This window comes from Rhizobium leguminosarum bv. viciae USDA 2370 (assembly GCF_002008365.1).
GTDB lineage: Bacteria > Pseudomonadota > Alphaproteobacteria > Rhizobiales > Rhizobiaceae > Rhizobium > Rhizobium leguminosarum.
On the sequence record NZ_MRDL01000059.1, the window covers coordinates 349,362 to 371,053 of the forward strand.

Consider the following 21,692-nt stretch of genomic DNA (forward strand, 5'->3'; position numbering starts at 1 on the left):
TCCACGACGGCAGGCTGGAGTCCACGAAGCCGATTGGGGAAAGCACTGCCGGATCCCCGGCAATAACTGAACTCACAAATGGGAGAGAGACTATGTTTAAGAAAGGCATGCGCATACTTCTGGCCGCCGCGGCAGTAGCACCGCTTCTTGCAAGCTCCGCTTGGGCAGCGGGCATGATGACGATCATCGTCAACGATCCGTCGAATCCCTATTGGCTGACGGAAGGCAATGTCGCCAAGGCAACCGCCGAAAAGCTGGGCTACACGGCCTCGGTCAACGCCCACAAGGGTGACACCAATACCGAAAGCAACCTGATCGATACGGCGATCACCAACAAGTCGGTGGCGATCATCCTCGACCCGGCAAACGCCGACGGTTCCGTCGGTGCGGTCAAGAAGGCCGTTGCTGCCGGCATCCCGGTCATCCTCGTCAACGCCGAGATCAACCAGGAAGGCCTAGCCAAGGCGCAGCTTGTTTCCAACAACGCACAGGGTGCCGCCCTCGGCGCGCAGCAATGGGTCGAAGCGATCGGCGACAAGGGCAACTATGCCGAACTCTTCGGCGCGCCGTCCGACAACAACGCGGCAACGCGTTCGAATGGCTACGAGACTGTCCTTTCGCAGTATCCGGATCTGAAGAAGGTCGCCAAGGAAGTTGCCAACTGGGACCGCACCCAGGGCCACAACAAGATGCAGTCCATGCTGCAGGCCAACCCGGATATCGTCGGCGTCATCTCGGGCAATGACGAAATGGCGCTCGGCGCGATCGCCGCACTCAAGGAAGCCGGCAAGCTCGCCAATGTGAAGGTCGGCGGCTTCGACGGTTCTCCGGATGCAGTTGCTGCCATCAAGGCGGGCGAACTCCAATACACCGTCCTCCAGCCGGTTGCCGTCTTCTCCGAAGAAGCCGTCAAGCAGGCAGACAACCTGATCAAGACGGGTAACACGGGTGCCAAGAGCGAAAAGCAGCTCTTCGATTGCCTGTTGATCACCAAGGACAACATCGACAAGTACACCGGCCCGTTCGTTCTGGCGCAGTAAACGGTAAAAGGGCGCTCGCAAGAGCGCCCTCATTTTCATGCTGGAAGCGATGGCCTGCGGTCCAACCGCCGGTTGCGTTTCGCCTTTTTGCCTTGGCGCGGCAATCACTGTACGAAGCTGGGATCCATAGTTCAGCGACAGGGGTGACCCGTGACACAGAAGACCAGCCGGGACGACCATCTGTTGGACCAGCTCACCAGCGACAGCAGGCAGACGCGCCAGATCGCGCGCCGCCGCATGATTGCAGAGGCCGTGATGGGTGAAGGCTCGATGCGGATTGAAGACCTGACCGACCGCTTTGGGATCAGCCTGATGACGGCTCACCGCGATGTCGATGAGCTCGTCAGCCGCGGCCTCTTCAGGAAGACGCGCGGCATCGTCACGGCGGCGGCGACCAATCTCATCGAATCCAGCGACGTCTATCGCTCCAACCGCCAGTCGGTGGAAAAGAAGCTGATCGCCGAGGCGGCAATGCAATTCGTCGAACCGGGACAGGCGATCTTTTTCGATGACTCGACCACGGTACTTCAGATGGCGGCGCACCTGCCTTCGAAGGTGCCGGTCACCGCAATTACCAATTCCCTGACATTGATGAATGCGCTGACGGGCCTGCACGACGTCACGCTGCTCGCCCTCGGCGGCCAATATTACAATTGGTGCAATGCCTTCATGGGTCGCATAACCATCAACGAGATCAAGGCACTCAGGGCAGATGTCGCGTTCATCTCGATGTCGGCGATCAGCGATGGCACGGTGCTGCACCAGTCCCCTGAAACAGTCGATACCAAGCGCGCCATGTTCGACTGTTCCGTAAAACGCATCCTGCTTGCCGATCATACAAAGTTCGAACGGCGTGCACTCCACAGTTTCGCAGCACTGGATGAGTTCGACGTCGTTATCGTCGACGACAAGACCCAGCCGGTGCACATCGACCGCATGCGGTCCAGAGATATCAACGTGGTCATTGCCAAGGGCGCCGGAGGGCGCTCCTGACGGCACGGGCCGGTTGTCCCTCGTGAGGTAAACGGGAATGCCGACACTGCTCGGGATCGATAGTGGTTTGACAGTCACCAAGGCGGTCATCTTCGATGTCGACGGCACGCCGCTTGCAGCCGCCCGGCGCCGGGTGACGCAGTTCATTCCGAAGGCCCGCCATATCGAGCGCGACATGGATGAATTGTGGAACGCGACGGCCGATGCCATCCGCGAAGCGATTTCACTCAGCGGGCGGCCGGCAAGCGACATAGCGGGCATTGCCGCTACCGCGCACGGAGACGGCATCTACCTGCTCGATCACGCCCGGAAGCCGCTCGGCCGGGCCATTCTCTCGCTGGACAGCCGGGCAGGGGCGATCGTCGACCCGTGGACGAAAAGCGACGTCGCCGACCTGGCGATCGAACTGACGGGGCAGATCCCGCACGTCTCCGCGCCATCGGCATTGCTTGCCTGGATCCGCGAAATCGAGACTGAGCGCTATAAGCGCATCGGCCATTTCTTCAGCTGCAAGGACTGGCTGCGGTTCTGCCTGACCGGGACCATCGGTACGGACCGCACCGAAGCCAGCACCTCCTTCACCAATGTCAAGACGCAGAACTACAGTGAGGACGCCCTGCGGCTGTTTGGATTGCAGGATCTCGTCCACGCCTTGCCACCAGCCTCGCGCTCTGACCAGATCGTCGGACGCGTGACCCGTGAAGCCGCGCAACTGACGGGCCTCGCCGAAGGAACGCCTGTCGTTGCCGGTCTGCACGACGTCACGGCCTCGGCGCTCGGGGCAGGGGGTTATGCCAAGGGCGTTGTCGCGGTCATTGCTGGGACCTATTCGATCAACGAGACGCTTTCGTCGGAACCGCGTGTCGACCGGCGCTGGTTCTGCCGCAACGGGATTGCACCCGGCATCTGGAACAGCATGTCGATCTCCCCGGCATCGACAGCGAACTACGACTGGTTTCTCGACACGCTCTGCGCTGCCGAACGGAAGAATGGCGAGGTGCAAGGCAACTCGATCCACGCCCTGCTGGCGCCCGAGATCGAGGCCGCCTTCGAGCGCCCCTCGACCGCGCTCTTCCATCCCTATCTGTTCGGCTCGCCCTATGGCGCGGCGGCCAGCGCCGGCTTCTTCGGGCTCGGTGGATGGCACGACCGCGGCGACATGCTGCGCGCCGTGCTTGAGGGCATCGCTTTCAATCATCGCATTCATGTCGACGCGCTTCGCGACGGCTTTGCCTTCGATCAGGCGCGGCTCGCCGGGGGCATCTCGCGCAACCCTGCCGTCGTGCAGATGTTTGCCGATGTGCTTGGCATGCCGGTCACGGTAACCGAGACGGATGAGGCGGCCGCCTGGGGTGCTGCGCTTTGTGCCGGGTCGGGTGCTGGGGTCTTCGCCGATCCGCAGAGCGATCCGCGCGACACGGCCGCCATCGCAAAGACTTGCCGGCCGGATGCGGCGCGCAGCGCGGATTATGAAAAGCGTTACCAGGTGTTCCGCGACATTGCCGACGCGATGATCCCCCTTTGGCCTAGGATTGCCGCGCTTGCGCCGGAACAATCGGCAAACTGAAAAGACAAATGCCTGCTGCGGCGGGCAATTTAGGACGACGAGCATGACCCCCGATTTGCAGCAGCGCTTCTCGAATCCCGGCGAGAACGATATCGACGTTTTGATCATCGGGGCGGGCATCAACGGCGCCGGCCTGTTCCGCGACCTCTCGCTACAGGGTGTCAATTGCCTGATCGTCGACAAGGCCGACTTTGGTTCCGGCACGAGCGCCGCACCATCGCGGCTCATTCACGGCGGCCTGAAATATCTTGAAACGGGTGAGTTCGGACTGGTTGCGCAATCGACGCTTGAGCGCAACCTCCTGCTCAAGAACGCGCCGCATTGCGTCGAGCCACTGCCGACCTTCATTCCGGTCTTTTCCTGGACCCGCGGTATCTGGGCAGCGATCAGAACGCTCTTCGGGTCGAAGACGGCGCCACGCAGCCGTGGAGCCGTGCTCATCAAGATCGGGCTTCGGCTCTATGACTTTTTCGGTTCACGCGACCAGGTCATGCCGCGCCACCGGCTGATCTTGAAGAAACAGGCGCGCAAGGAAATGCCGCATGTAACCCCCGCCATCGTCGCCGGCGGCATCTATTACGATGCCAAGATCAGCAGGCCGGAGCGACTCGTCTATGAGCTCGTGAGCGATGGTCTCGATGCGAACGCGCGGAGCCTCGCGGCAAATTTCGCGACACTGGCTGCCGTTTCAGAGGGGCATTTGACCTTCCGGCAGCCCGATGGTCGCGATGTCACCGTTGCTCCCAAACTGGTCGTCAATGCGGCAGGTCCCTGGATCGATCACGTCAACACTTTACTCGGTGCCCCATCGCACCTGATCGGCGGCACCAAGGGTTCCCATATCCTGCTTGACCATCCCGAGCTGGTGCGAAGCCTCAACGGCCACATGATCTATTTCGAGGCCGACGACGGCCGAATCTGCCTGGTCTACGACTATCTCGGGCTGGCACTTGTTGGTTCGACCGACATTCCGGCGGATGATCCGGACAATGTCCGCTGCGAGGAGCCGGAAACCGAGTATTTTCTCGAAAGTGTCCGCTCGCTGCTGCCGACGCTCCGCATCGATCGCGACCAGGTCGTTTACAGCTATAGCGGTATCCGCCCGCTGCCGGCGTCAGATGCGGCAGCACCGGGGCTAATCAGCCGTGATCACTCCGCGCCGGTGAAGGAGCCAGAGAGCGGCAGACCGTTTCCGATCATTTCGCTGGTCGGAGGCAAGTGGACGACGTTCCGTGGCTTTGCGGAAGAGGTCGCCGACACCGTTCTCTCCCGGCTGCAGCGCAGCCGCAGCCAGTCGACACGCTATCTGGCGGTCGGCGGCGGCAAGGCCTTTCCGGCTGATGCCCAGCAACGTAGCGCCTGGATCAGGGATACCGCATCACGCAGCGGCGTTGCCGCCGAGCGTGCCGACGAACTGCTCGCCCGCTACGGCACGACGGCCGCAGCCCTGCTTTCTTCTCCTTCAGGCTATACCGACGAGCAGCGCCTGGCGGGTGCGCCGCGTTACAGTCTCCGCGAGATCGACTGGATCGCCCGGAACGAAATCGTCGTCCACCTGTCGGACATCGTGATGCGTCGTACGACGCTTGCGATCGAGGGCCGGTTGACGCTGGAAGGCCTGCGGGAAATCGCCGGCGTTGCCGGGGCAGCGCTCGATTGGAATGCCGAACGAACGGCAAGCGAAATCCAGGACGTTGTCAGCCAGCTGGGCCGCTTCCACGGCCAAGCACTGACAGGCAAGGTTGCCGCCGAGCCGGAAAAGACACCGCGCCCGGCCTCGGGCTAACCCAGTTTCAGGAGAAAGCCGGATCGAGGGAACCGGACTTGTAACGCTTCGCCATTTCCGAAACGGGGAGGGGCGTGATGCGGCCGGCCATGCCGGCGGTGCCGAACTGTTCGAAGCGTTCCTTGCAGAGCTTGGTCAGCGCCGTCATCGCCGGCTTCAGATATTTGCGCGGATCGAACTCGCTTGGATCTTCCTGCAGCACGCGGCGGATCTGGCCGGTCATCGCCATTCTGCCGTCGGTGTCGATGTTGACCTTGCGCACGCCGTTCTTGATGCCGCGCTGGATTTCCTCGACCGGCACTCCCCATGTCGGTTTCATCTGGCCGCCATACTTGTTGATGATCTCCTGCAGTTCGATCGGGACCGAGGACGAGCCATGCATGACGAGATGTGTGTTCGGAAGCTTGCGGTGAATTTCTTCGATGACGTTCATCGCCAGTACCGAACCGTCCGGCTTGCGGGTGAACTTGTAGGCGCCATGCGATGTGCCCATCGCGATGGCGAGCGCATCGACCTTGGTTTCGCGCACGAACTTCACCGCTTCGTCCGGGTCGGTCAGCAGCTGGTCATGCGAAAGCTTGCCCTCGGCGCCGTGGCCGTCCTCGGCCTCGCCCATGCCGGTCTCGAGAGAACCGAGAACACCGAGTTCGCCTTCCACTGAGATGCCGCCGAAATGCGCCATGTCAGTCACCATCTTGGTGACGCCGACATTATAGGCCCAGTCGGCGGGCGTCTTGGCGTCCGCCTTCAGTGAACCATCCATCATTACCGAGGTGAAGCCCGCCTGGATCGCCGTCATGCAGTTGGAGGGATCGTTGCCGTGATCGAGATGCACGCAGACTGGAATATGCGGATAGATTTCAACGACGGCATCCATCATGTGCTTCAGCATGATGTCATTGGCATAGGCGCGGGCTCCGCGCGACGCCTGCATGATAACCGGCGCCTGGCACGCATCCGCGGCCTCCATGATGGCGAGCGCCTGCTCCATGTTGTTGATGTTGAAAGCGGGAACGCCGTAGCCTTCCTCCGCAGCATGGTCGAGCAGTTGCCTCAGCGTAATGCGTGCCATCCAAGATTCCCCCATATCGATGGTCGATCGAAACGCCGCCATCTCTTTGAAACTAGAGCCCGGGCGCGGGCCGTTCAAGCGCCTTATTTTAACAGGCAAAATGGCATAGGGGGAGGAAAGTAACAAGCATCAATAACAATATCACAAACAGTATGATATTTCTCAAGAGTCATTTCGCATGCACGAGCCGAATGAAATTCGGTGCCTGTGCTGAAGAGACGGGCGTCACGCCCCTTGCCGGCGATGGCAAGAACTCTTCAGCCAGACACCCGTGCGGCCGCTGCGGTTATGGCTTGTCGTTGATGGCAGTCGGCCAACAGGGGAATTCGGAATATCCGGCAAACCGGGTCAGATGAGACCGTATTGTTCCGCCTTATTGCGCAGGAACGGCAGGCCCTTGTCCATGACCTCTTCCATATCGCGTGCAACGGGGCGCCAGACGGCCAGGCCATAGGCGACCTCAGGCGGCATGTTGATGAAGCTTTCCATCGCAAGCCCGCCCTTGAAGCCGATTGCGGCGAGCGCGGCATAGATCGCATCCCACGGGATGTTGCCGTAGCCCGGTGTGCCGCGGTCGCTTTCCGAAAGATGGATGTACTTCAGGTGATCGCGGGCGATCAGGATGCCATTTGCCGCACCCTTTTCCTCGATATTCATGTGGTAGGTGTCGAGGTGAACGAAGATGTTATCCGCGCCGACGCGCTCCACCATCTCGACGGCCTGCTGCGCCGAGTTGATCAGGTGGTTCTCATAGCGGTTCACGGCCTCGACGCCGAGCTGGATGCCGTGCTTCCTAGCATGCTTTGCCGCTACGTCGAGCACCTTGGCGATGTTGTCGTATTCGCCCTGCGTCGGTGGCACGCCGGTGCGCTCGCCGATGCCGCCGAAGATGACGCCGGACAGGGCCTCGGCGTTCATTTCTGCAGTCTTTTCGATCGCAACCTTCAGGTGCTCGATTGCGGCATCCGGGCGGACCGAGGCCCAGGCATGTTCCGGCAGGCCGAGCGAGCAGACGGCGCGCAGCTTATTCTTTTCAAGCAGGGCGCGGGTATGTTTGGCATCGACGGCAGGCGCGTTCAGCAGCGCGATCTCGATGAAATCCATCTTGTAGTGCACGGCTCCGGCAATCGCCTTTTCGGCACCTGCGCGATCCCAGTTCATGGTCCACATGCTGGTGTGAACGCCGAAACCTTCCATGATCGTATCTCCTATTTCACGATTCTGATGAACTTGGCCGAGAACCACCGCAGCACCATCACGACGATGAGCAGGATACCCCAGACGGCAGTGGTGAGGTGCTGGTTGGCGCCGAGCAGGTTGAGCCCCGAAGAGAGAAGCTGCAGCACGATGAGCGCCACGAAGACGGGCAGGACGCGGCCGAAGCCGCCGAAAGGATTGATGCCGCCGAGAAAGCAGGCGAGCACGGTGATCAGCAGATAGGACTCGCCGTGGCCGACGCGCACCGAATTGAAGCGCGCAAGCATGATGATGCCGGCAACCGCAGCCATCACGCCGGAAAGCATATAGACCAGCACCAGAACCTTGCGGGTGTTGATGCCGGAATAGCGGGCAGACTCGATATTGGAGCCGATCATGTAGGTGGAAAAGCCGAGCTTGGAGCGCGAGAGTAGAATGTGGCTGGCGATTACGCAGGCGATCAGGATCAACAAAGGTACCGGGATGCCGAGGATGCTGCCGTGGCCGATCGGAGCGATGAAGGTAGGGAAGCCCGAGATATCGCCGCCGCGCGTCAGGAACTCGCCGAGGCCGCGCAGAAAGATCATCATCGACAGCGAAACGAGGATCGGATGGGCGCGGGTAAAGGCGATGACGAGGCCCATGACCAGGCCGCTGGCGGCACCGACGGCAAGCGCCAGAGCCGAGCCGAGCAGGAAGGCGCCCGGGCCGGCATCGATGCCGCCATTGGCCTGCAGCGTCCAGGCGAGCGTCAGGCCGGCGATGTTGGCGGTGAAGGTGATCGCAAGGTTGAGGCCGCCGGTGAGGATCGGCATCAGCATGGCAAGCGTCAGAACACCCAGCTCGGGAAGCTGAAAGGCGACCGATCCGAAGGTCGCGCCCGTCAGGAAATGCGGCGAGGCGAAACTGAAGACGACAAGCACGGCCGCCAGCGCGGCGAGGGGACCGGCCATGTCGGCCCCGAAGATGGCGTTGAAGCGGGCGGCAAGCGCGTTCATCAGCTCTCTCCCCTGCCTGCAGGCCTGTCACCGGTCGATTTCCGGGTCGCAAACACTGGCACCAGATTGCCGATGCGGGCGCTCGACAAGGTGATCGCAACGAGGATGATCGCGCCGACGATCATCTTGAAGGCGAAGGGCGAGACGCCCATCAGGTTGAGGCCGTTCTGGGTGATCGAGACGAGCAGCACGCCCAGCACGCAACCGAGCACCGAGCCCTTGCCGCCGCCCAGCCGCGCCCCACCGAGCACCACGGCAGCGAGCACATCGAGTTCGCGGCCGTAGAGTGCGTTCGGCACGACCTCCTGCGCATAATGCGCCTGCATGAGCCCGGCGATGCCTGCCATCAACCCAAGCCAGCCGAAGGCGATGAACTGCATGGCGCCGATATTGATGCCGAAGCGGCGCGCGCCTTCCGGATTGTCGCCGAAGGCGTAGAGCTGCCGGCCGGTCGTCGTGCGGGTAATGAAGAACCATGTGGCGAGCGTGCAGACGGCCATGACCACAACCGGCAAGGTGATCTCAGCCCAGCTCCCATCGGCCATTTCGCGCTCGTAGATGATGACGCGGCTCGTCAGCCAGTCGGGCAGATTGTAGATCGACACCCCCTTGGTGAAAAACATCAGCAAGCCGAAATAGACGTTGAAGGTCGCGATCGTCGCGACGATCGAGATGATGCGGAAGCGGTGGATCAGGAAGGCGTTGATCACGCCGAGCACGATGCCGATGCCGGCCGCAATCAGGAAGCCGGATACCCATCCACCCCCGCCGATCCTCTCGAGCGCAAGTGCAGTGACGTATTGCACGATCGAGGCTGCGACCGCGAAGGAGATGTCGATCCCGCCTGATATCAGCACCACGAGCAGGCCAACGGCAAAGATAATGTTGACCGCGCTGATATTGAGCAGGTCGAAGACATTGCCGAGCGTGAAGAAACGGTCGGTCATGAGAGCAAGAACAATGCTCATAGCGATGATGACGGCAAACAGCACGAATTCAGTCGTATGGGACAGGAACAGCTTACGCATAGACCGCCGCCTCCAGGTCTTTCAGCGTAGTCGCGCGCGGATCATGCCAGCCGGCGATGCGGCCCTTTTCCATATGGATGATCCGATCGGCGTTGAAATAGACCTCCGGCACCTCGTCCGAAATCAGGATGATCGCCAGCCCCGCCTCGGCGAGGCGTGCAACGATTTCGAAGATGCCGGCGCGCGCGCCGACATCGACGCCGACCGTGGGCGCATCGAGGATCAGCACCTTTGGATCGGTGGCGAGCCATTTGGCGATCGCGACGCGCTGCTGGTTGCCGCCCGAAAGCGTCGAGATCGCATCGTCCTGCTTGCCGATCCTGACGCCGAGATCGGCGATCCAGCGCGCGACCAGCGAGCGCTTCTTTTCCGGCGAGATGAGCCGGCCGCCTAGGATACGGTTGAGGGAGGCCATGACCAGATTGTCGGCGATGGATTGCGGCTGGTTGAGACCGAGCGAAAGGCGGTCTTCGGAGAGATAGGCGACGCCTGAGGTGATCGCCTCGCGGTTGGAGGCAAAGCGCACCGGCTTTCCCTCCAACACGATCGTTCCGGCGGCGGGCCGGCGCATGCCGAACAGCGTGAGCGCGAGTTCGGTGCGCCCGGAGCCGAGCAGGCCGGTGATTCCGAGGGTCTCGCCACGGCGCAGATCGAAGGAGATGTCCTCGAACTCGCCAGGCCGGGAAAGCTTGCTTACAGAAAGCAGGACCGGGTTGTGCGACAGGTCGCGGGCGCGAACATTCTGGTCGAAGGTGCGCCCGGTCATCAGCTCGGTGATCTTAGACTGGGTCATGCCTTCCACCGGATAGACACCGACCAGCGCACCATCGCGCAGCACCGTGATGCGCGAGGAAATTTCCAGCACTTCCGCAAGGCGATGGCTGACGAAGACCACGGCAACGCCCGAAGCCGACAGCGTGCGCACGATCGCCAGCAGATGATCGGTCTCAGACTGGGTGAGCGAGGCGGTCGGCTCGTCCATGAAGACGATGCGGGCCTCTCCGACCAGCGCGCGGGCGATGGCGACGATCTGACGCTGCGCGATGGCGAAGTCCTTGAGAGGCCTGTCGACGTCGAGGGTAATGCCGAGCCGGGCGAGTGCCTCCTCGGCTGTTCCGCGGATCGCGGCATAATTGACGAAGCGCGGGCGCGAACCGGAAAGGGTCTGGAAGGCGATGTTTTCGGCCACGCTCATTTCCGGAAAGAGCGCGAGGTCCTGCCAGATGATCTGGATGCCGCGGGACTGGGCCATGCCAGGCGTCATGAGGGATATCGTCTCACCGTCGAAGACGATCTCGGCGCCGTCTGCAGGCCGATAGACGCCTGATATCACCTTGATAAGGGTGCTCTTGCCGGAACCATTCTCGCCGGCCAAGCAATGCACCTCGCCGGGCAGGACTTCGAAGGAGACGTTTTTCAGCGCCTTCACACCGCCGAATGTCATGTTGATGCCGCGAAGCGAAAGAAGCGGCTGGGCCTTCACACCATCATCCGTTGCCATGCTCATGCCGGTTGCCTGTCCAGTCGAATGCCATGAAAGGTCAATGGTCCAGCCATGGTCGGATATCGCTCTTTTCCCGAACGCCGGGCCGGTCCGTATCGACCGGCCCGACACCCGGGGAGGGGGCCTCTTCAGAGGCCCATTGCGGCCAGGTCGTCGACCGTATCCTTGTTGATCGGCAGCAGCTGATCGACGATGATGTCGTTACCAACAGGCTTGATCACGCCGAGACCCGGAATGTCATCACCTTCCTTGATGCTCTCGCCCTTGATCAGGCGATCGGCGAGCGTGACGAAGACTTCGCCGGCCTGCTTCGGATTCCACATGAAGCCGCCCGATATCGCGTCGGACTTGATCAGCTTCTGGCCCTGGCCGGGCGAGAACGGGCCGAGCACGAAGATTTTGCCCGTCTTGCGGCGTTCTTCGACAGCGCGCCCCGCGCCGATCGGGCCCTGGCTGCCGAAGGCGAGGAAGCCTTTCAGATCCGGATGGGCAGCGATGAGATCAAGCGCCGTCGAGCGGCTTTTGTCGACATCTTCTGCGACGCCATAACGGTCGCCGACGAGTTTCATGTCCGGATAATTCGCCTTGATATAGGCGATTGCGGCGTCCGCCCAGGCATTGTGCAGCGGAACGGTCAGCGAGCCGACGAAGACGGCATATTCGCCCTTGCCGCCCATCTTTTCGGCGAGCAGCTTGCCATGCGCCTCACCAAAACCGGTCGACGATGCGAGTTCGAAATTCCAGTCGGCGCCCTTCTGCGAGGGCGATTCATGCGTAATGACCTTGATGCCGGCGGCTTGCGCCTTGGTGAGCACGGGCTCGAGCACCTTGGCATCGTTCGGCACCACACCGATGACCTTGACGCCCTGGGCGATCAGGTCTTCGATGGCGCGCACCTGCAGCGCCGGGTCGGCGCTGGTCGGGCCGATCATGAAGGCATCGACGCCGAGTTTCTTGCCCTGTTCCTTGATGCCGGCTTCCATCGCATTGAACCATGGAATGCCGCCGATCTTGACGACAACGCCGACCTTCGGTGCGTCCTGCGCAAACGCGACCACCGCCCCGGCAAGCGACAGCGATGCGGCAATTGCCGCTATGATAAGTCTCCTCATCTTCACTCCTCCTCAAGGTCGCTCATGGCGAACGACGACCACCGGCCGCTTTGCGGCAGGTTGTTCCTGGTTGCTTCTTGGCGAGGGAACACCCTTGCCTCCCATCCCGCCTCCTCCGGCGAACCATTTTTGCGCAATCGATCTTTCTTTTTTGCACAATCGATGGTGCAATGACTATCGATCAAGGTAGGGCTTTCGTCAAGAGGGGTTTGTTTCTAAGGGAACGACAGCGGAAAAGGCGAGATATGGCAGACATCAGCAAGAAGAAGGCGACAATCTACGATCTCTCGATCCTATCGGGTGCGTCGGCTTCTACCGTAAGCGCCGTGCTGAACGGAAGCTGGCGGAAGAGGCGTATCAAGGAGGCGACGGCCCAACTCATTCAGAACCTGGCGAACGAGCACGGATATACGGCAAATCTGCAGGCCCGCGGCCTGCGTTCGTCCCGCTCCGGCCTCGTCGGTCTTCTGCTGCCGGTGCACGACAACCGCTATTTCTCCTCCATGGCGCAATCTTTCGAGGCACAGGTCAGAAGCCGCGGCCAGTGCCCCCTCGTCGTCAGCGCCTGTCGCGATCCGGACGAGGAGCGCCAGGTCGTCGAGACACTGATCTCCTATTCGATCGACGAACTTTTCATCGCCGGCGCAACCGATCCGGATGGCGTACACAAGGTCTGCGAAAAGGCAGGGCTGAAGCACGTCAACATCGATCTGCCGGGCACGCTGGCGCCGTCGGTCATCAGCGACAATTATGAAGGTGCGCGCATGCTGACGCAGGCGATCATCGAACGCGCGCAGGAGGATGGCCCGCTTTCACCTGACGATCTGTACCTGTTCGGCGGCCGCAACGACCACGCCAGCCACGAGCGAATTCGCGGTTTCCGCGACGTAAAGCGCGCACTTCTGGGCGCGGATCCGGATGTCTGCATCCAGCCGACCGGCTATTCCCCGGCCATGACGGCGCGTGCCTTTGAAGCCTTCTACGAAGGCCACGGAAAGCTGCCGCGCACATTTTTCGTCAATTCCTCGATCAATCTCGAAGGGCTGATGCGCTTCCTCGCGCTGCACCCGCATGAGACCTTCGCCGACATCATCGTTGGCTGCTACGACTACGATCCCTTTGGCTCCTTCCTGCCTTTCCCCGTCTTCATGATCCGGCAGGACAGCGAGGCGATGATCACCAAGGGGTTTGCGATCCTTGATGCAGACCGCGGCCCGCCAATCACGCATCTGGTGCGGCCGACCCTCGTCCCACCGCGCACGGCGCTGACCGGCCCACTCGATGCGCTGAAGGATATCGAGTGATGCGTCCCGCCTCATTTGAGAGGCTGGGCTGACGGAGCAGCACTGTGTGATGCCTTATCGGCTCTAGCTTTCTGTGATGCGGCGATCCTCATCCGAGCCGACGGAGAGCTGCTTCCAGTCCAGGTCCTCCTGCAGCTCGAGATATTGCGTCGCGCCGATCTGATCTGTGTCGCGCAATTCCTCGAGGCGCTGGCGCTGGGCGAGAACGGCGGCGATCGTCAGGTCGCGGCGGCGATCGAGCGCCGAAGCCTTGTTTGCCTCGGTTGACGCGGTCCAATGGTCCCTACAGATCGTCCGGATCGCTTCGGCCTCAGTGCCGTCTTCCTTCTCAAGCCGCTGAAAGGCGGCTTCGGCGAGCGATCTTCGGGCCACCTTGAGTTCATCACGGACTTCTGCCTGCCGACCGAGTTTCAGGAGATGGATCATTGGAGCCAAGGTCGCCCCTTGAATAACCAGGGTTGCGAGCACCACCGCGAAGGCTGTGAGCACGACCAGGTCTCGCTCGGGAAAGTCGGCGGGGAGCGCGAAGGCCGTCGCCAGCGTAACGAGGCCACGCATACCGGCCCAACCCACCAGGAAGGTCTCCCCGGACGTGAAAGGCGCCAATTCATGGCCGCTTCGGTGACGAGAAGCGACGACGGCGTGAAGCAGGAAAGCCATCGCCATGCGCGCCAGGATCACGCCGACCACCACGATGACGGCAAATCCCATCGCCCGCTGCAGCTCTTCAGCCGACATCGCCTCAAGGATGCGGCGCGCCTGCAGGCCCATCAGCAGGAAAGCCACCACGTTCAGCAGGAAGACGACGGTCGTCCAGACGGCGAAGGAATGTACCCGCATCCGCGGTGAATCCCTGACCGAAGAGAGCGTGGCGAGCGTCATTGCGCTCGCCACTGTGGCAAGGACAGCCGACAGATGCAGATGTTCGGCGATCAGCCAGGTCGAAAAAGCGTAGACGAATTGAAGCAGGGTCCCGCCGACCGTGTTCTCGGTTATCGGCCGAAGCCGCGAGACAAAAAAGCCGAAGACGATGCCGAACAGGATCCCTCCAGGTGCGGCGATCCCCACCTGAAGTGCCGTCCCGACATCCAGCCCACCACGCGCCTGGACAGTCAGCGCAGCGCCGAAAAGCAGCAGTGCGGTCGCGTCGTTGAACAGGCTTTCTCCCTTGAGCAGGGCATCCACACGGCGGGCGACGGGCAAATTGGAAAGGACTGCCGTGGCGGCCGCGGCATCGGGCGGCGAAACAATTGCGCCAAGTGTAACCGCGACCGCAATCGGAAGCCCGACGGTCAGCATGCTGATCGACACGACCACGCCTGTCGTGACGAGAACGGCGACGACCGCATAGAAGAACAGCGGCAGCAGCATGCGCCGCGCCGCCCCCACCGGGAAGTCATAGGCCGAATCGACAAGGACGGGCGCAATGAACAGGGCGAGCGCCGTCGGAGGATCGATCGGAATCGTCGGCGCCCCTGGCAACATCGCCACGGCGACGCCGGCGGCAGCCAGAATGCCGGGGTAGGGCAGGCGCATGCGACGCGTGACCTGCAGCAGCAGGATGGCAACCGCCAGCAATGCAACAAGTGTTTCGAAGAACGTCATGTCAGCATACTAGCAGGCTTTCGGGCACATTGAAGCGGGTGCAACCCCGATGTAAAGCTTGTGTCGTATCAAGCTGATGACGCAGCGGCGGAGGGCGACGATGGACTACGAGGTTGCGATTGTCGGGGCTGGCGCAGCCGGCATTGCAGCAGCAAAAAGCCTGGCCGATGCCGGGCGCTCGGTCATCATTCTGGAGGCCAGCAACCGCGTAGGCGGACGAGCCTGGACAATCGAACTGGCCGGAATGCCGCTGGATATGGGTTGCGGCTGGCTGCACTCTGCCGAGCGCAATCCTCTCGTCGCCATCGGCCGTGAGGCCGGGTTCAATATCGAGCGCGGACCGACGGCGTGGCAAAGCCAGTGGCGCGATCTCGGCTTCACGCAGGATGAGCGCGCGGCGGCGGCGGCCGAATGGAACGCGCTTGAGGAGCGGATGCGGGCAAATCCCCCCGCCAGCGACAGGGCGTCGGACGCACTGGAGCCCGGCGGCAAATGGAACGCCTACTGCCAGTCCCTCAGCGGATATATGAACGGCGCACCGCTCGATCGGCTGTCAGTCGCTGACTTTCTTGCCTATGACAATGCGGCAACCGATGCCAATTGGCGGGTGCATGAAGGCTATGGAAGTCTGATCAGCGCCGCCGTTCCGAACGTCGCCTTGCGCCTTTTGACCCCCGTTCGGCGTGTGGCATTGACCGGGAGCGGCATTCAGCTGGAGACCGACCGCGGCCCGGTCACATCAAGTGCCGCGATCATCACGTCATCGACCGCCGTTCTGGCCCGCGGAGCCATTATCTTCGACCCGGAGGCCGACGATCACCTCCATGCCGCAAGTCAGCTGCCGCTTGGCCTCGCAGACAAGCTGTTTTTGGAACTCCATGGCAATCATGGTCTGGAGCCGGAAACCCATCTGCTCGGCGACCCGCAAAATGCCGAAACCGGCAGCTATTATATCCGACCGCTCGGCCGGCCGATCATCGAAGGCTTCTTTGGCGGAAACGGCGCTGTCGTCATTGAACGCGCGGGTTTGGTGGAGGCATTTGCCTTCGCACTCGACCAGCTGTCATCGCTGCTCGGCAGTAACATTCGCCGCCATCTGCGGCCCCTCACGGCCTCTTCCTGGTGTCGGACCGATTGGATAGGCGGCTCCTACAGCCATGCACTGCCCGGCCATGCGGGCGCACGCGCAGTCCTGGCGCGCCCGGTCGGCGACCGGCTGTTTTTCGCCGGCGAGGCGACGCACCAGTCCGACTTTTCGACCGCGCATGGCGCATGGGAAAGCGGGTTGCGGGCCGCCGACCAGGCTGCGGCTGTTCTAACACGCTCATGATAAAGCAGGGTGCATCTTATGACCCTCAACGCACCGATACCCCTGGCCGACCATTACCAGCTGGCAGAATTTCATGATTGCCCGGTTCGGATTGTCTTATGTGAACTATAGATCGTTTATGCTGACAGTGCCGGCATTTCGCCGTGCTATTTAAGGTTCAATTTAGCCGAAACTGCCAGGGCCATTGCCCGGCGACTGACCCCAAGTTTGGAAAACACGTTCTTGAGGTGGAATTTCACCGTCGGCTCGGAAAGCCCGAGCGCGCGGGCGATTTCCTTGTTGCTCTTGCCTTCGTGTAGGCAGAGCAGGACCTGTTGCTCGCGTTGACTGAGAAGACTTTTGCCGCCGGCAAGAGGACCCTTGATCCGGCGGCCGTTATCGGCCGGTTTGCCGAAGACGCTTCTTTCACCCTGGCCAATTATGCGACCGATGAAGTCGACGGCATCGGCACTGAAGACCTTCAGGCCGAAACGACGCACGATCGCCCGCACGACCGTGGAGAATTCGAGCCCCTCGTCCTCGAAAAGCTGGGTTACCTCGTGCGAGCGAGCACGCGCGATCGCAAACTGGAAATATTCGAGCGCCTGGGCATGCCGGCCGTCGTTCCAGGCGGCGACCGTTGCCAGTATTTCCGCCGCCAGCAGGTGATAACCGCTGCCGTTCGCGCGGCTTCGCGCCATCACGGTCTCCAGATTGGCGAGCCCTTCGCCCGGTCGTCCCTGGGCTTTGAGAAGGCGCGCTTGCGCGACAAGGAAATCGCTTTCCTCGCGCCAGGTCCAGAAGTGCCCGAGTTCAGGATCGCGCAACGATGAAACCAGCCGCTCGGCCAAAAGGACCGCTGATTCAATCAGGCCGGCCTTCGAGAAAATATCGACGCGCATGATGTCGGCCGCAATCTTCAGGCGCGGCAGCGCGCGTTCGACGGCGACCTCTTCCGCCTTGTCGATCGCTGCCATTGCCGTATCGAGACCACTCAACCGCAGCCGGCTGCGGGCCAGCAGCGAAAACATCCGGGAATAGATATCGACCCAACCTTCGCCCTGGACCACGGCATTGACCGCCTCGCCAAGGCTCTTCTCGACCAGAGCCATCTCGCCCTGGAGGTAGAGAACATCCGCCGTCGCGACGCGGCAGATCGCTTCGAGATTGATGTCGGTCCACTGCGCGCTTTGGATCAGGTCCTGCGCCTCCCGGCAGAAAGTCAGCGCCGCCGAGAAGTTGCCGGCGAGGGTATTGACCAGCCCCAGATGGATGAGCATGAAGATCTGGGCATAGGCCGTCTTTTCCTCGCGATAATAGGCCAATGCCTTCAAGGCGCTCAGCCGCGCGAGGTCGAGATTGCCGCGCCTGGTATAAGCGATGCACAGATGGTTGTAGATCCAGCCGAGCTCCCAGGTCGATTGCGGCGAAAAACCTGACGCCATTCGTTCGAGATGCAGGATCTGCGCATCGTCGAGATGAAGATCCTCATAAATATCGACCAGCCCGTCGATGTGATCGAGCGTCGATGCCTCGATCGTCAGGAACTCGTCGCCATGCATGGCCCGGCCTTGCTTGATCGCCTCCATCCGCTCACGCGCCGCCTTGATGTGCCCCTTCTTCGCGAGCACCAGCACGTAACACAATGACAGGCTCGGAGATTCGTGGATGACGCCGGCGGGCAGGTCGGCGATCAAATGTTCGAGCACTGTGTGGCCGGCGCGGATGAAGAGATTGACGCCGCCGGCCTGTCGGATCGTCTGCGCGGCGAGCGAAAAATTGCCGGCGCGCGCCGCATGCGAAACGGCTCTTTCCAGGAACCCGCGCTCGGCAAACCAGATCGCCGCGATGGAGTGAAGCGTTGCCTCGTCGGTCTGGGGATCACCGGCAAGCTCGGTCGTCAGGCACTTCCGCACGATCGGATGAAGCCTATACCAGGCCGCACCCATCTGGCTCTTTTCGATCAGCGGGCTCATATCCTCGAGCAGCCGAAGGTCATCTGCCTGCAGATCGGTGCCGGAGAGATGGCTTGCCAGCTCCAGCGGGAATTCCTCCAGGATCGACGTGACGCATAGCGTTCGGCGAAGCGCCGGCGACAGCGGACGCAGGATCGCTTCGTCGATATGGCGGAAGAGATCGGGATGTTCGCCGGCCAGCAGCCTGTTGCGCTCGTCTATACCGCCGCTCTCCATCACGCCGAGCGCGATCTGCGTCAAGGCCGGCCATCCACGGGTAGCGCGTACAAAGTTTGCGACGTCGCCAGTGTTGATGTTACGTGGAAACAGGCTGCGGATCTCGTTACGGCTGAAGGCGAGGTCGACGGCGTTAATCTCTGTTACGAGCCCGCGCACCCTGAGCCGGGCGAGCGGCAGCTGCAGCTTCTGCTGCGACGCGCAGACAATCCTCAGATTGTCGGGGGCACCTAAGAAAAATCCGTCGAGGAAAGCCTGCACATCGGGTGAGGAAGCAATATCGAGCTCGTCGATGAACAGGATTGCGCCGCTTTCCCGGTCGGCGACGATGTCGAACAGTTCCCTCAGAGAGGCGGGAGGCCGTGGGGTGTGGATGCCGAGTGCCAGGCAAAGATCAGCTAGCAGTTCGGCAGGTCGGCCATGCGAGGGGCCGAGCGTGATCCAGCCGCAATGACCGACGCCGCCATCGAATAGCGACTGAAAATAATCGGAGCCGGAAGTAACCGCCTCATATCCCGCCTTGAGCAGCGCCGTCTTGCCGAAGCCAGATGGTGCATGGACGACGACGATCTGGCGCGCCAGACCGTCGCGGATCTTAGAAAGGGGAAAGGGACGGTCGATGGCCGTGAACAGCATGCGCGGCGGGCGAAACCGGGAACCTAGCGTCTTCGGTTCACGCCCGCCGGGGCGGGTTGCAGTTTTGCCTTCGGAACGACTGTGATGCATCCAAAAACGCCTCGCTCATTCGACCATCCTGACTTGCGAGCTTTAAGAAGCATATCCCGTGCCAGCCTAGATCTAACCGGCCTCGAGCGTTGCGTAATTCTGCGTCAGGCCGAAGGCGGCGGGGCCGAAGACGTCCAATGCCTCCGGTGTGCGCATGATCGGCGGCACCTTGACGCCAAGCACGTTGACCCGCTGGCCATAACGCAGGCGTTCGGTGGTTATCGGTTCGGCAGTGTCGGCTTCGAGGATGCAGATGAGATCCGGCACGATCGCCAGCACCCTGCCATCTTCCTCTGCCACCAGATTCTCGTTCTGGATCTGGATGCGCACCGGCCTGCGGTTTGTGTCGAAAGGTTCGATCGTCACGACCCCGACCGACCAGCCGTTCTGCTCGCGCCGCGAGACGTCGACCACCTTTCCCGAGGCCAGAAGGCGCGCGGTCTCGTAATGCGTTCCGGCGAAGAATTCGATCAGGTCGGCGAGCGGATCGCGATGCGCGGCAAGCGCCAGCCGGATGGTACGCCCGATGCCGATGGCAAGCGACATCGTTCCTGGAACGGATACGCGACGGGTCGTGCGGCCATCCATGCCGTAATTGACGATATAGGACTGGCCGCCCATTCGGATCGTCACGCCGCGAGCGAGCCATTCGGCCTTGGCCGCACTTTCCGTCTCGATGATCACGACATTGCCCTGCTCGTCGGCGACCGTCAGCGGTGCGGCAGGCACGCCATAGACGTTGAAGGTCTCCATTTCGAGCTGCGGAAAGGCGCGGCCCATGCCGTCCGCGTCGATAACCGGGAGTCGGCATTCCGCCGCCAGCATGATCGGCACCATCGAGTTGATGCCGCCCGCCTCAAAGGGGATGATCGCTCCCATCGCCTTGCCGACGCGTTTCTCGTAAGCCCTGAGTGCAAGCCCGATCTCTTCGCCGCTCGGCATCTTCTCGATCAGGATCGTCGGCGCCCCCATCGCGCCACAGGCGGCGACCTCGATGCCGTCAGGCACGTCGTCGAGCGCCAGAAGATCGACCGCACCGTGGCGTTCGATCGCCGCCTTCGCCATCAGCTTGCCGATATAGGGATCGCCGCCGCCGCCGGTGCCGAGAAGGGCTGCGCCGACCGCCAGGTCGTCGATATCCTCGTTGGTGATGATTGCCATGTGTTCAGCCGATCTGTTCGATGGAAATGAAGGGTTCCTTCAGCCCGAAGCAGGTGGGGCCGAAGACATCGAGCGCTTCCGGCGTCCGCATGATTTCGGGAACGGAGACGGCAAGCACGGTGACGCGCTGTCCGTAGCGCAGGTTTTCACTGGTGATGGGTTCGGCCGTTTCCGTGTTCATGATGCAGATGAGATCGGGCACGATCGCCTTCACCTTGCCGTCAACGCGGGCGATCAGGTTCTCGTTCTGGATCTCGATCTCCATCGTCGAACCGAAGGGCGGCAGCCCGCCGATCGTAACGCGGCCGATCGAAAATCCGGCCTTGGTCTCGCGCATGACATCGGTGATTTTGCCGCCGAAGATGATGCGCCCGTAGCGGTAGAGCGTCGAAGGCAGAAATCCGAGCAGCGCCTCGATCGGATTCTCGTGCGAGCTTCTGGCGTTGCGCAGGACTTCGCCGATGCGGATGGCGAGGCTCAGCGTGTTCGGAATGGCGGTGCGTTTGACGTCGGCGCCCGACATTGCATATTCGGCGATATAAGCGCAGCCGCCCATGCGGATGGCGACGGCGCGCGAAAGCCATTCCATCTGGCGGTTATCGACCGCCTCGATGATGGCACAATCACCATATTCATCGCTGACGGCCATCGGGCTGCCGGAGACGCCGTAGACGCCGAAGGTTTCCATTTCGAGAAAGGGAAAGGCGCGGCCCATGCCGTCACCGTCGACGACGGGCAGGCCGAGGCGGGCGCCGACGACAAGCGGGATCGTCGAGTTGATGCCGCCGATCTCGATCGGCATGGTCGCCTGCGCCTTGCGGCCGAGATGACGTTCAAGCCGCTGCAGCGAAAACATCGCCTCCTCGCCGCTTGGGATCTTCTCAACCAGCACGGTCGGCGCACCCATCATGGCGGTCGGAATGACCAGCATGTCGTCCGCCAGTTCGCTGGGATCGATGATGTTCACCTCCAGCCCTTCGTCGAGGCATTGCTGCACCATCAGCCGGCCGACATAGGGATCGCCGCCGCCGCCGGTCCCGAGGAATGCCGCGCCGACGGCAAGGTCGCAGAGTTGTTGACTGTTGAGTTTCATAGGGT

The 21,692-nt window shown here is 61.9% G+C and carries 16 protein-coding genes; 6 read left to right on the forward strand and 10 right to left on the reverse strand.

What is annotated here, in order from left to right:
- Positions 1 to 92 precede the first annotated feature (92 nt).
- The 4 genes from BS629_RS35735 to BS629_RS35750 all read left to right on the forward strand — a co-directional run bounded on the left by BS629_RS35735 (position 93) and on the right by BS629_RS35750 (position 5,386).
- Positions 93 to 1,040, forward strand: coding sequence for a D-ribose ABC transporter substrate-binding protein (locus BS629_RS35735; protein ID WP_003550839.1), 948 nt, complete (start codon positions 93 to 95; stop codon positions 1,038 to 1,040).
- 150 nt (positions 1,041 to 1,190) lie between these two features.
- On the forward strand, positions 1,191 to 2,033 hold the full coding sequence (locus BS629_RS35740; RefSeq protein ID WP_018245679.1) for a DeoR/GlpR family DNA-binding transcription regulator: 843 nt from the start codon (positions 1,191 to 1,193) through the stop codon (positions 2,031 to 2,033).
- Positions 2,034 to 2,070: 37 nt separating this feature from the next.
- A complete protein-coding gene (locus BS629_RS35745) occupies positions 2,071 to 3,600 on the forward strand; it encodes an FGGY-family carbohydrate kinase (RefSeq protein WP_018245680.1) in 1,530 nt (509 codons plus the stop codon).
- Positions 3,601 to 3,643: 43 nt separating this feature from the next.
- Positions 3,644 to 5,386 (forward strand): glycerol-3-phosphate dehydrogenase/oxidase, encoded by a 1,743-nt coding sequence (locus tag BS629_RS35750; protein ID WP_026188700.1) that lies wholly within the window; start codon positions 3,644 to 3,646, stop codon positions 5,384 to 5,386.
- A 7-nt stretch (positions 5,387 to 5,393) separates the two neighbouring features.
- Here BS629_RS35750 and fba read toward each other — a convergent pair whose 3' ends face one another.
- The 6 genes from fba to BS629_RS35780 all read right to left on the reverse strand — a co-directional run bounded on the left by fba (position 5,394) and on the right by BS629_RS35780 (position 12,297).
- A complete protein-coding gene (gene fba, locus BS629_RS35755) occupies positions 5,394 to 6,458 on the reverse strand; it encodes a class II fructose-bisphosphate aldolase (RefSeq protein ID WP_018245682.1) in 1,065 nt (354 codons plus the stop codon).
- A gap of 348 nt (positions 6,459 to 6,806) precedes the next feature.
- Entirely contained in the window at positions 6,807 to 7,655 is an 849-nt protein-coding gene (locus tag BS629_RS35760; RefSeq protein WP_026188701.1) for a sugar phosphate isomerase/epimerase family protein, read from the reverse strand.
- A gap of 11 nt (positions 7,656 to 7,666) precedes the next feature.
- Complete coding sequence (locus tag BS629_RS35765) at positions 7,667 to 8,653, reverse strand: ABC transporter permease (RefSeq protein WP_018245684.1); 987 nt, start codon at positions 8,651 to 8,653, stop codon at positions 7,667 to 7,669.
- Positions 8,653 to 9,681 (reverse strand): ABC transporter permease, encoded by a 1,029-nt coding sequence (locus BS629_RS35770; protein ID WP_018245685.1) that lies wholly within the window; start codon positions 9,679 to 9,681, stop codon positions 8,653 to 8,655. The genes BS629_RS35765 and BS629_RS35770 overlap by 1 nt, the downstream gene beginning before the upstream one ends.
- Positions 9,674 to 11,188 (reverse strand): sugar ABC transporter ATP-binding protein, encoded by a 1,515-nt coding sequence (locus tag BS629_RS35775; RefSeq protein WP_018245686.1) that lies wholly within the window; start codon positions 11,186 to 11,188, stop codon positions 9,674 to 9,676. The genes BS629_RS35770 and BS629_RS35775 overlap by 8 nt, the downstream gene beginning before the upstream one ends.
- A gap of 125 nt (positions 11,189 to 11,313) precedes the next feature.
- Positions 11,314 to 12,297 (reverse strand): autoinducer 2 ABC transporter substrate-binding protein, encoded by a 984-nt coding sequence (locus BS629_RS35780; protein WP_018245687.1) that lies wholly within the window; start codon positions 12,295 to 12,297, stop codon positions 11,314 to 11,316.
- 245 nt (positions 12,298 to 12,542) lie between these two features.
- Between BS629_RS35780 and BS629_RS35785 the strand changes: the two genes are divergently transcribed.
- Positions 12,543 to 13,601 (forward strand): LacI family DNA-binding transcriptional regulator, encoded by a 1,059-nt coding sequence (locus BS629_RS35785; protein ID WP_018245688.1) that lies wholly within the window; start codon positions 12,543 to 12,545, stop codon positions 13,599 to 13,601.
- 63 nt (positions 13,602 to 13,664) lie between these two features.
- On the opposite strand, the gene BS629_RS35790 is transcribed toward BS629_RS35785, so the two are convergent.
- Positions 13,665 to 15,206: a cation:proton antiporter gene (locus BS629_RS35790; RefSeq protein ID WP_018245689.1), complete on the reverse strand. Its 1,542-nt coding sequence runs from the start codon at positions 15,204 to 15,206 to the stop codon at positions 13,665 to 13,667.
- 100 nt (positions 15,207 to 15,306) lie between these two features.
- On the opposite strand from BS629_RS35790, the gene BS629_RS35795 reads away from it, so the two are divergent.
- Entirely contained in the window at positions 15,307 to 16,536 is a 1,230-nt protein-coding gene (locus BS629_RS35795) for a flavin monoamine oxidase family protein (RefSeq protein ID WP_018245690.1), read from the forward strand.
- A 146-nt stretch (positions 16,537 to 16,682) separates the two neighbouring features.
- Here the strand turns inward: BS629_RS35795 and BS629_RS35800 are convergent, their stop codons facing one another.
- The 3 genes from BS629_RS35800 to BS629_RS35810 all read right to left on the reverse strand — a co-directional run bounded on the left by BS629_RS35800 (position 16,683) and on the right by BS629_RS35810 (position 21,687).
- Positions 16,683 to 19,433, reverse strand: coding sequence for a LuxR C-terminal-related transcriptional regulator (locus tag BS629_RS35800; RefSeq protein ID WP_032981317.1), 2,751 nt, complete (start codon positions 19,431 to 19,433; stop codon positions 16,683 to 16,685).
- A gap of 72 nt (positions 19,434 to 19,505) precedes the next feature.
- The gene (locus tag BS629_RS35805) at positions 19,506 to 20,594 is read right to left on the reverse strand and encodes an S-methyl thiohydantoin desulfurase family protein (protein ID WP_018245692.1); all 1,089 of its coding nucleotides are present in this window, start codon (positions 20,592 to 20,594) and stop codon (positions 19,506 to 19,508) included.
- 4 nt (positions 20,595 to 20,598) lie between these two features.
- Entirely contained in the window at positions 20,599 to 21,687 is a 1,089-nt protein-coding gene (locus BS629_RS35810; protein ID WP_018245693.1) for an S-methyl thiohydantoin desulfurase family protein, read from the reverse strand.
- Positions 21,688 to 21,692 lie beyond the last annotated feature (5 nt).

Bases quoted from the DNA above. Each gene is read 5' to 3' on its own strand.
- BS629_RS35775 (WP_018245686.1), bottom strand. From the start codon at position 11,188: ATGAGCATGGCAACGGATGATGGTGTGAAGGCCCAGCCGCTTCTTTCG.
- BS629_RS35765 (WP_018245684.1), bottom strand. From the start codon at position 8,653: ATGAACGCGCTTGCCGCCCGCTTCAACGCCATCTTCGGGGCCGACATG.
- BS629_RS35750 (WP_026188700.1), top strand. From the start codon at position 3,644: ATGACCCCCGATTTGCAGCAGCGCTTCTCGAATCCCGGCGAGAACGAT.
- BS629_RS35745 (WP_018245680.1), top strand. From the start codon at position 2,071: ATGCCGACACTGCTCGGGATCGATAGTGGTTTGACAGTCACCAAGGCG.
- BS629_RS35790 (WP_018245689.1), bottom strand. From the start codon at position 15,206: ATGACGTTCTTCGAAACACTTGTTGCATTGCTGGCGGTTGCCATCCTG.
- BS629_RS35805 (WP_018245692.1), bottom strand. From the start codon at position 20,594: ATGGCAATCATCACCAACGAGGATATCGACGACCTGGCGGTCGGCGCA.
- BS629_RS35770 (WP_018245685.1), bottom strand. From the start codon at position 9,681: ATGCGTAAGCTGTTCCTGTCCCATACGACTGAATTCGTGCTGTTTGCC.
- fba (WP_018245682.1), bottom strand. From the start codon at position 6,458: ATGGCACGCATTACGCTGAGGCAACTGCTCGACCATGCTGCGGAGGAA.
- BS629_RS35795 (WP_018245690.1), top strand. From the start codon at position 15,307: ATGGACTACGAGGTTGCGATTGTCGGGGCTGGCGCAGCCGGCATTGCA.
- BS629_RS35735 (WP_003550839.1), top strand. From the start codon at position 93: ATGTTTAAGAAAGGCATGCGCATACTTCTGGCCGCCGCGGCAGTAGCA.
- BS629_RS35810 (WP_018245693.1), bottom strand. From the start codon at position 21,687: ATGAAACTCAACAGTCAACAACTCTGCGACCTTGCCGTCGGCGCGGCA.
- BS629_RS35780 (WP_018245687.1), bottom strand. From the start codon at position 12,297: ATGAGGAGACTTATCATAGCGGCAATTGCCGCATCGCTGTCGCTTGCC.
- BS629_RS35800 (WP_032981317.1), bottom strand. From the start codon at position 19,433: ATGCATCACAGTCGTTCCGAAGGCAAAACTGCAACCCGCCCCGGCGGG.
- BS629_RS35785 (WP_018245688.1), top strand. From the start codon at position 12,543: ATGGCAGACATCAGCAAGAAGAAGGCGACAATCTACGATCTCTCGATC.
- BS629_RS35760 (WP_026188701.1), bottom strand. From the start codon at position 7,655: ATGGAAGGTTTCGGCGTTCACACCAGCATGTGGACCATGAACTGGGAT.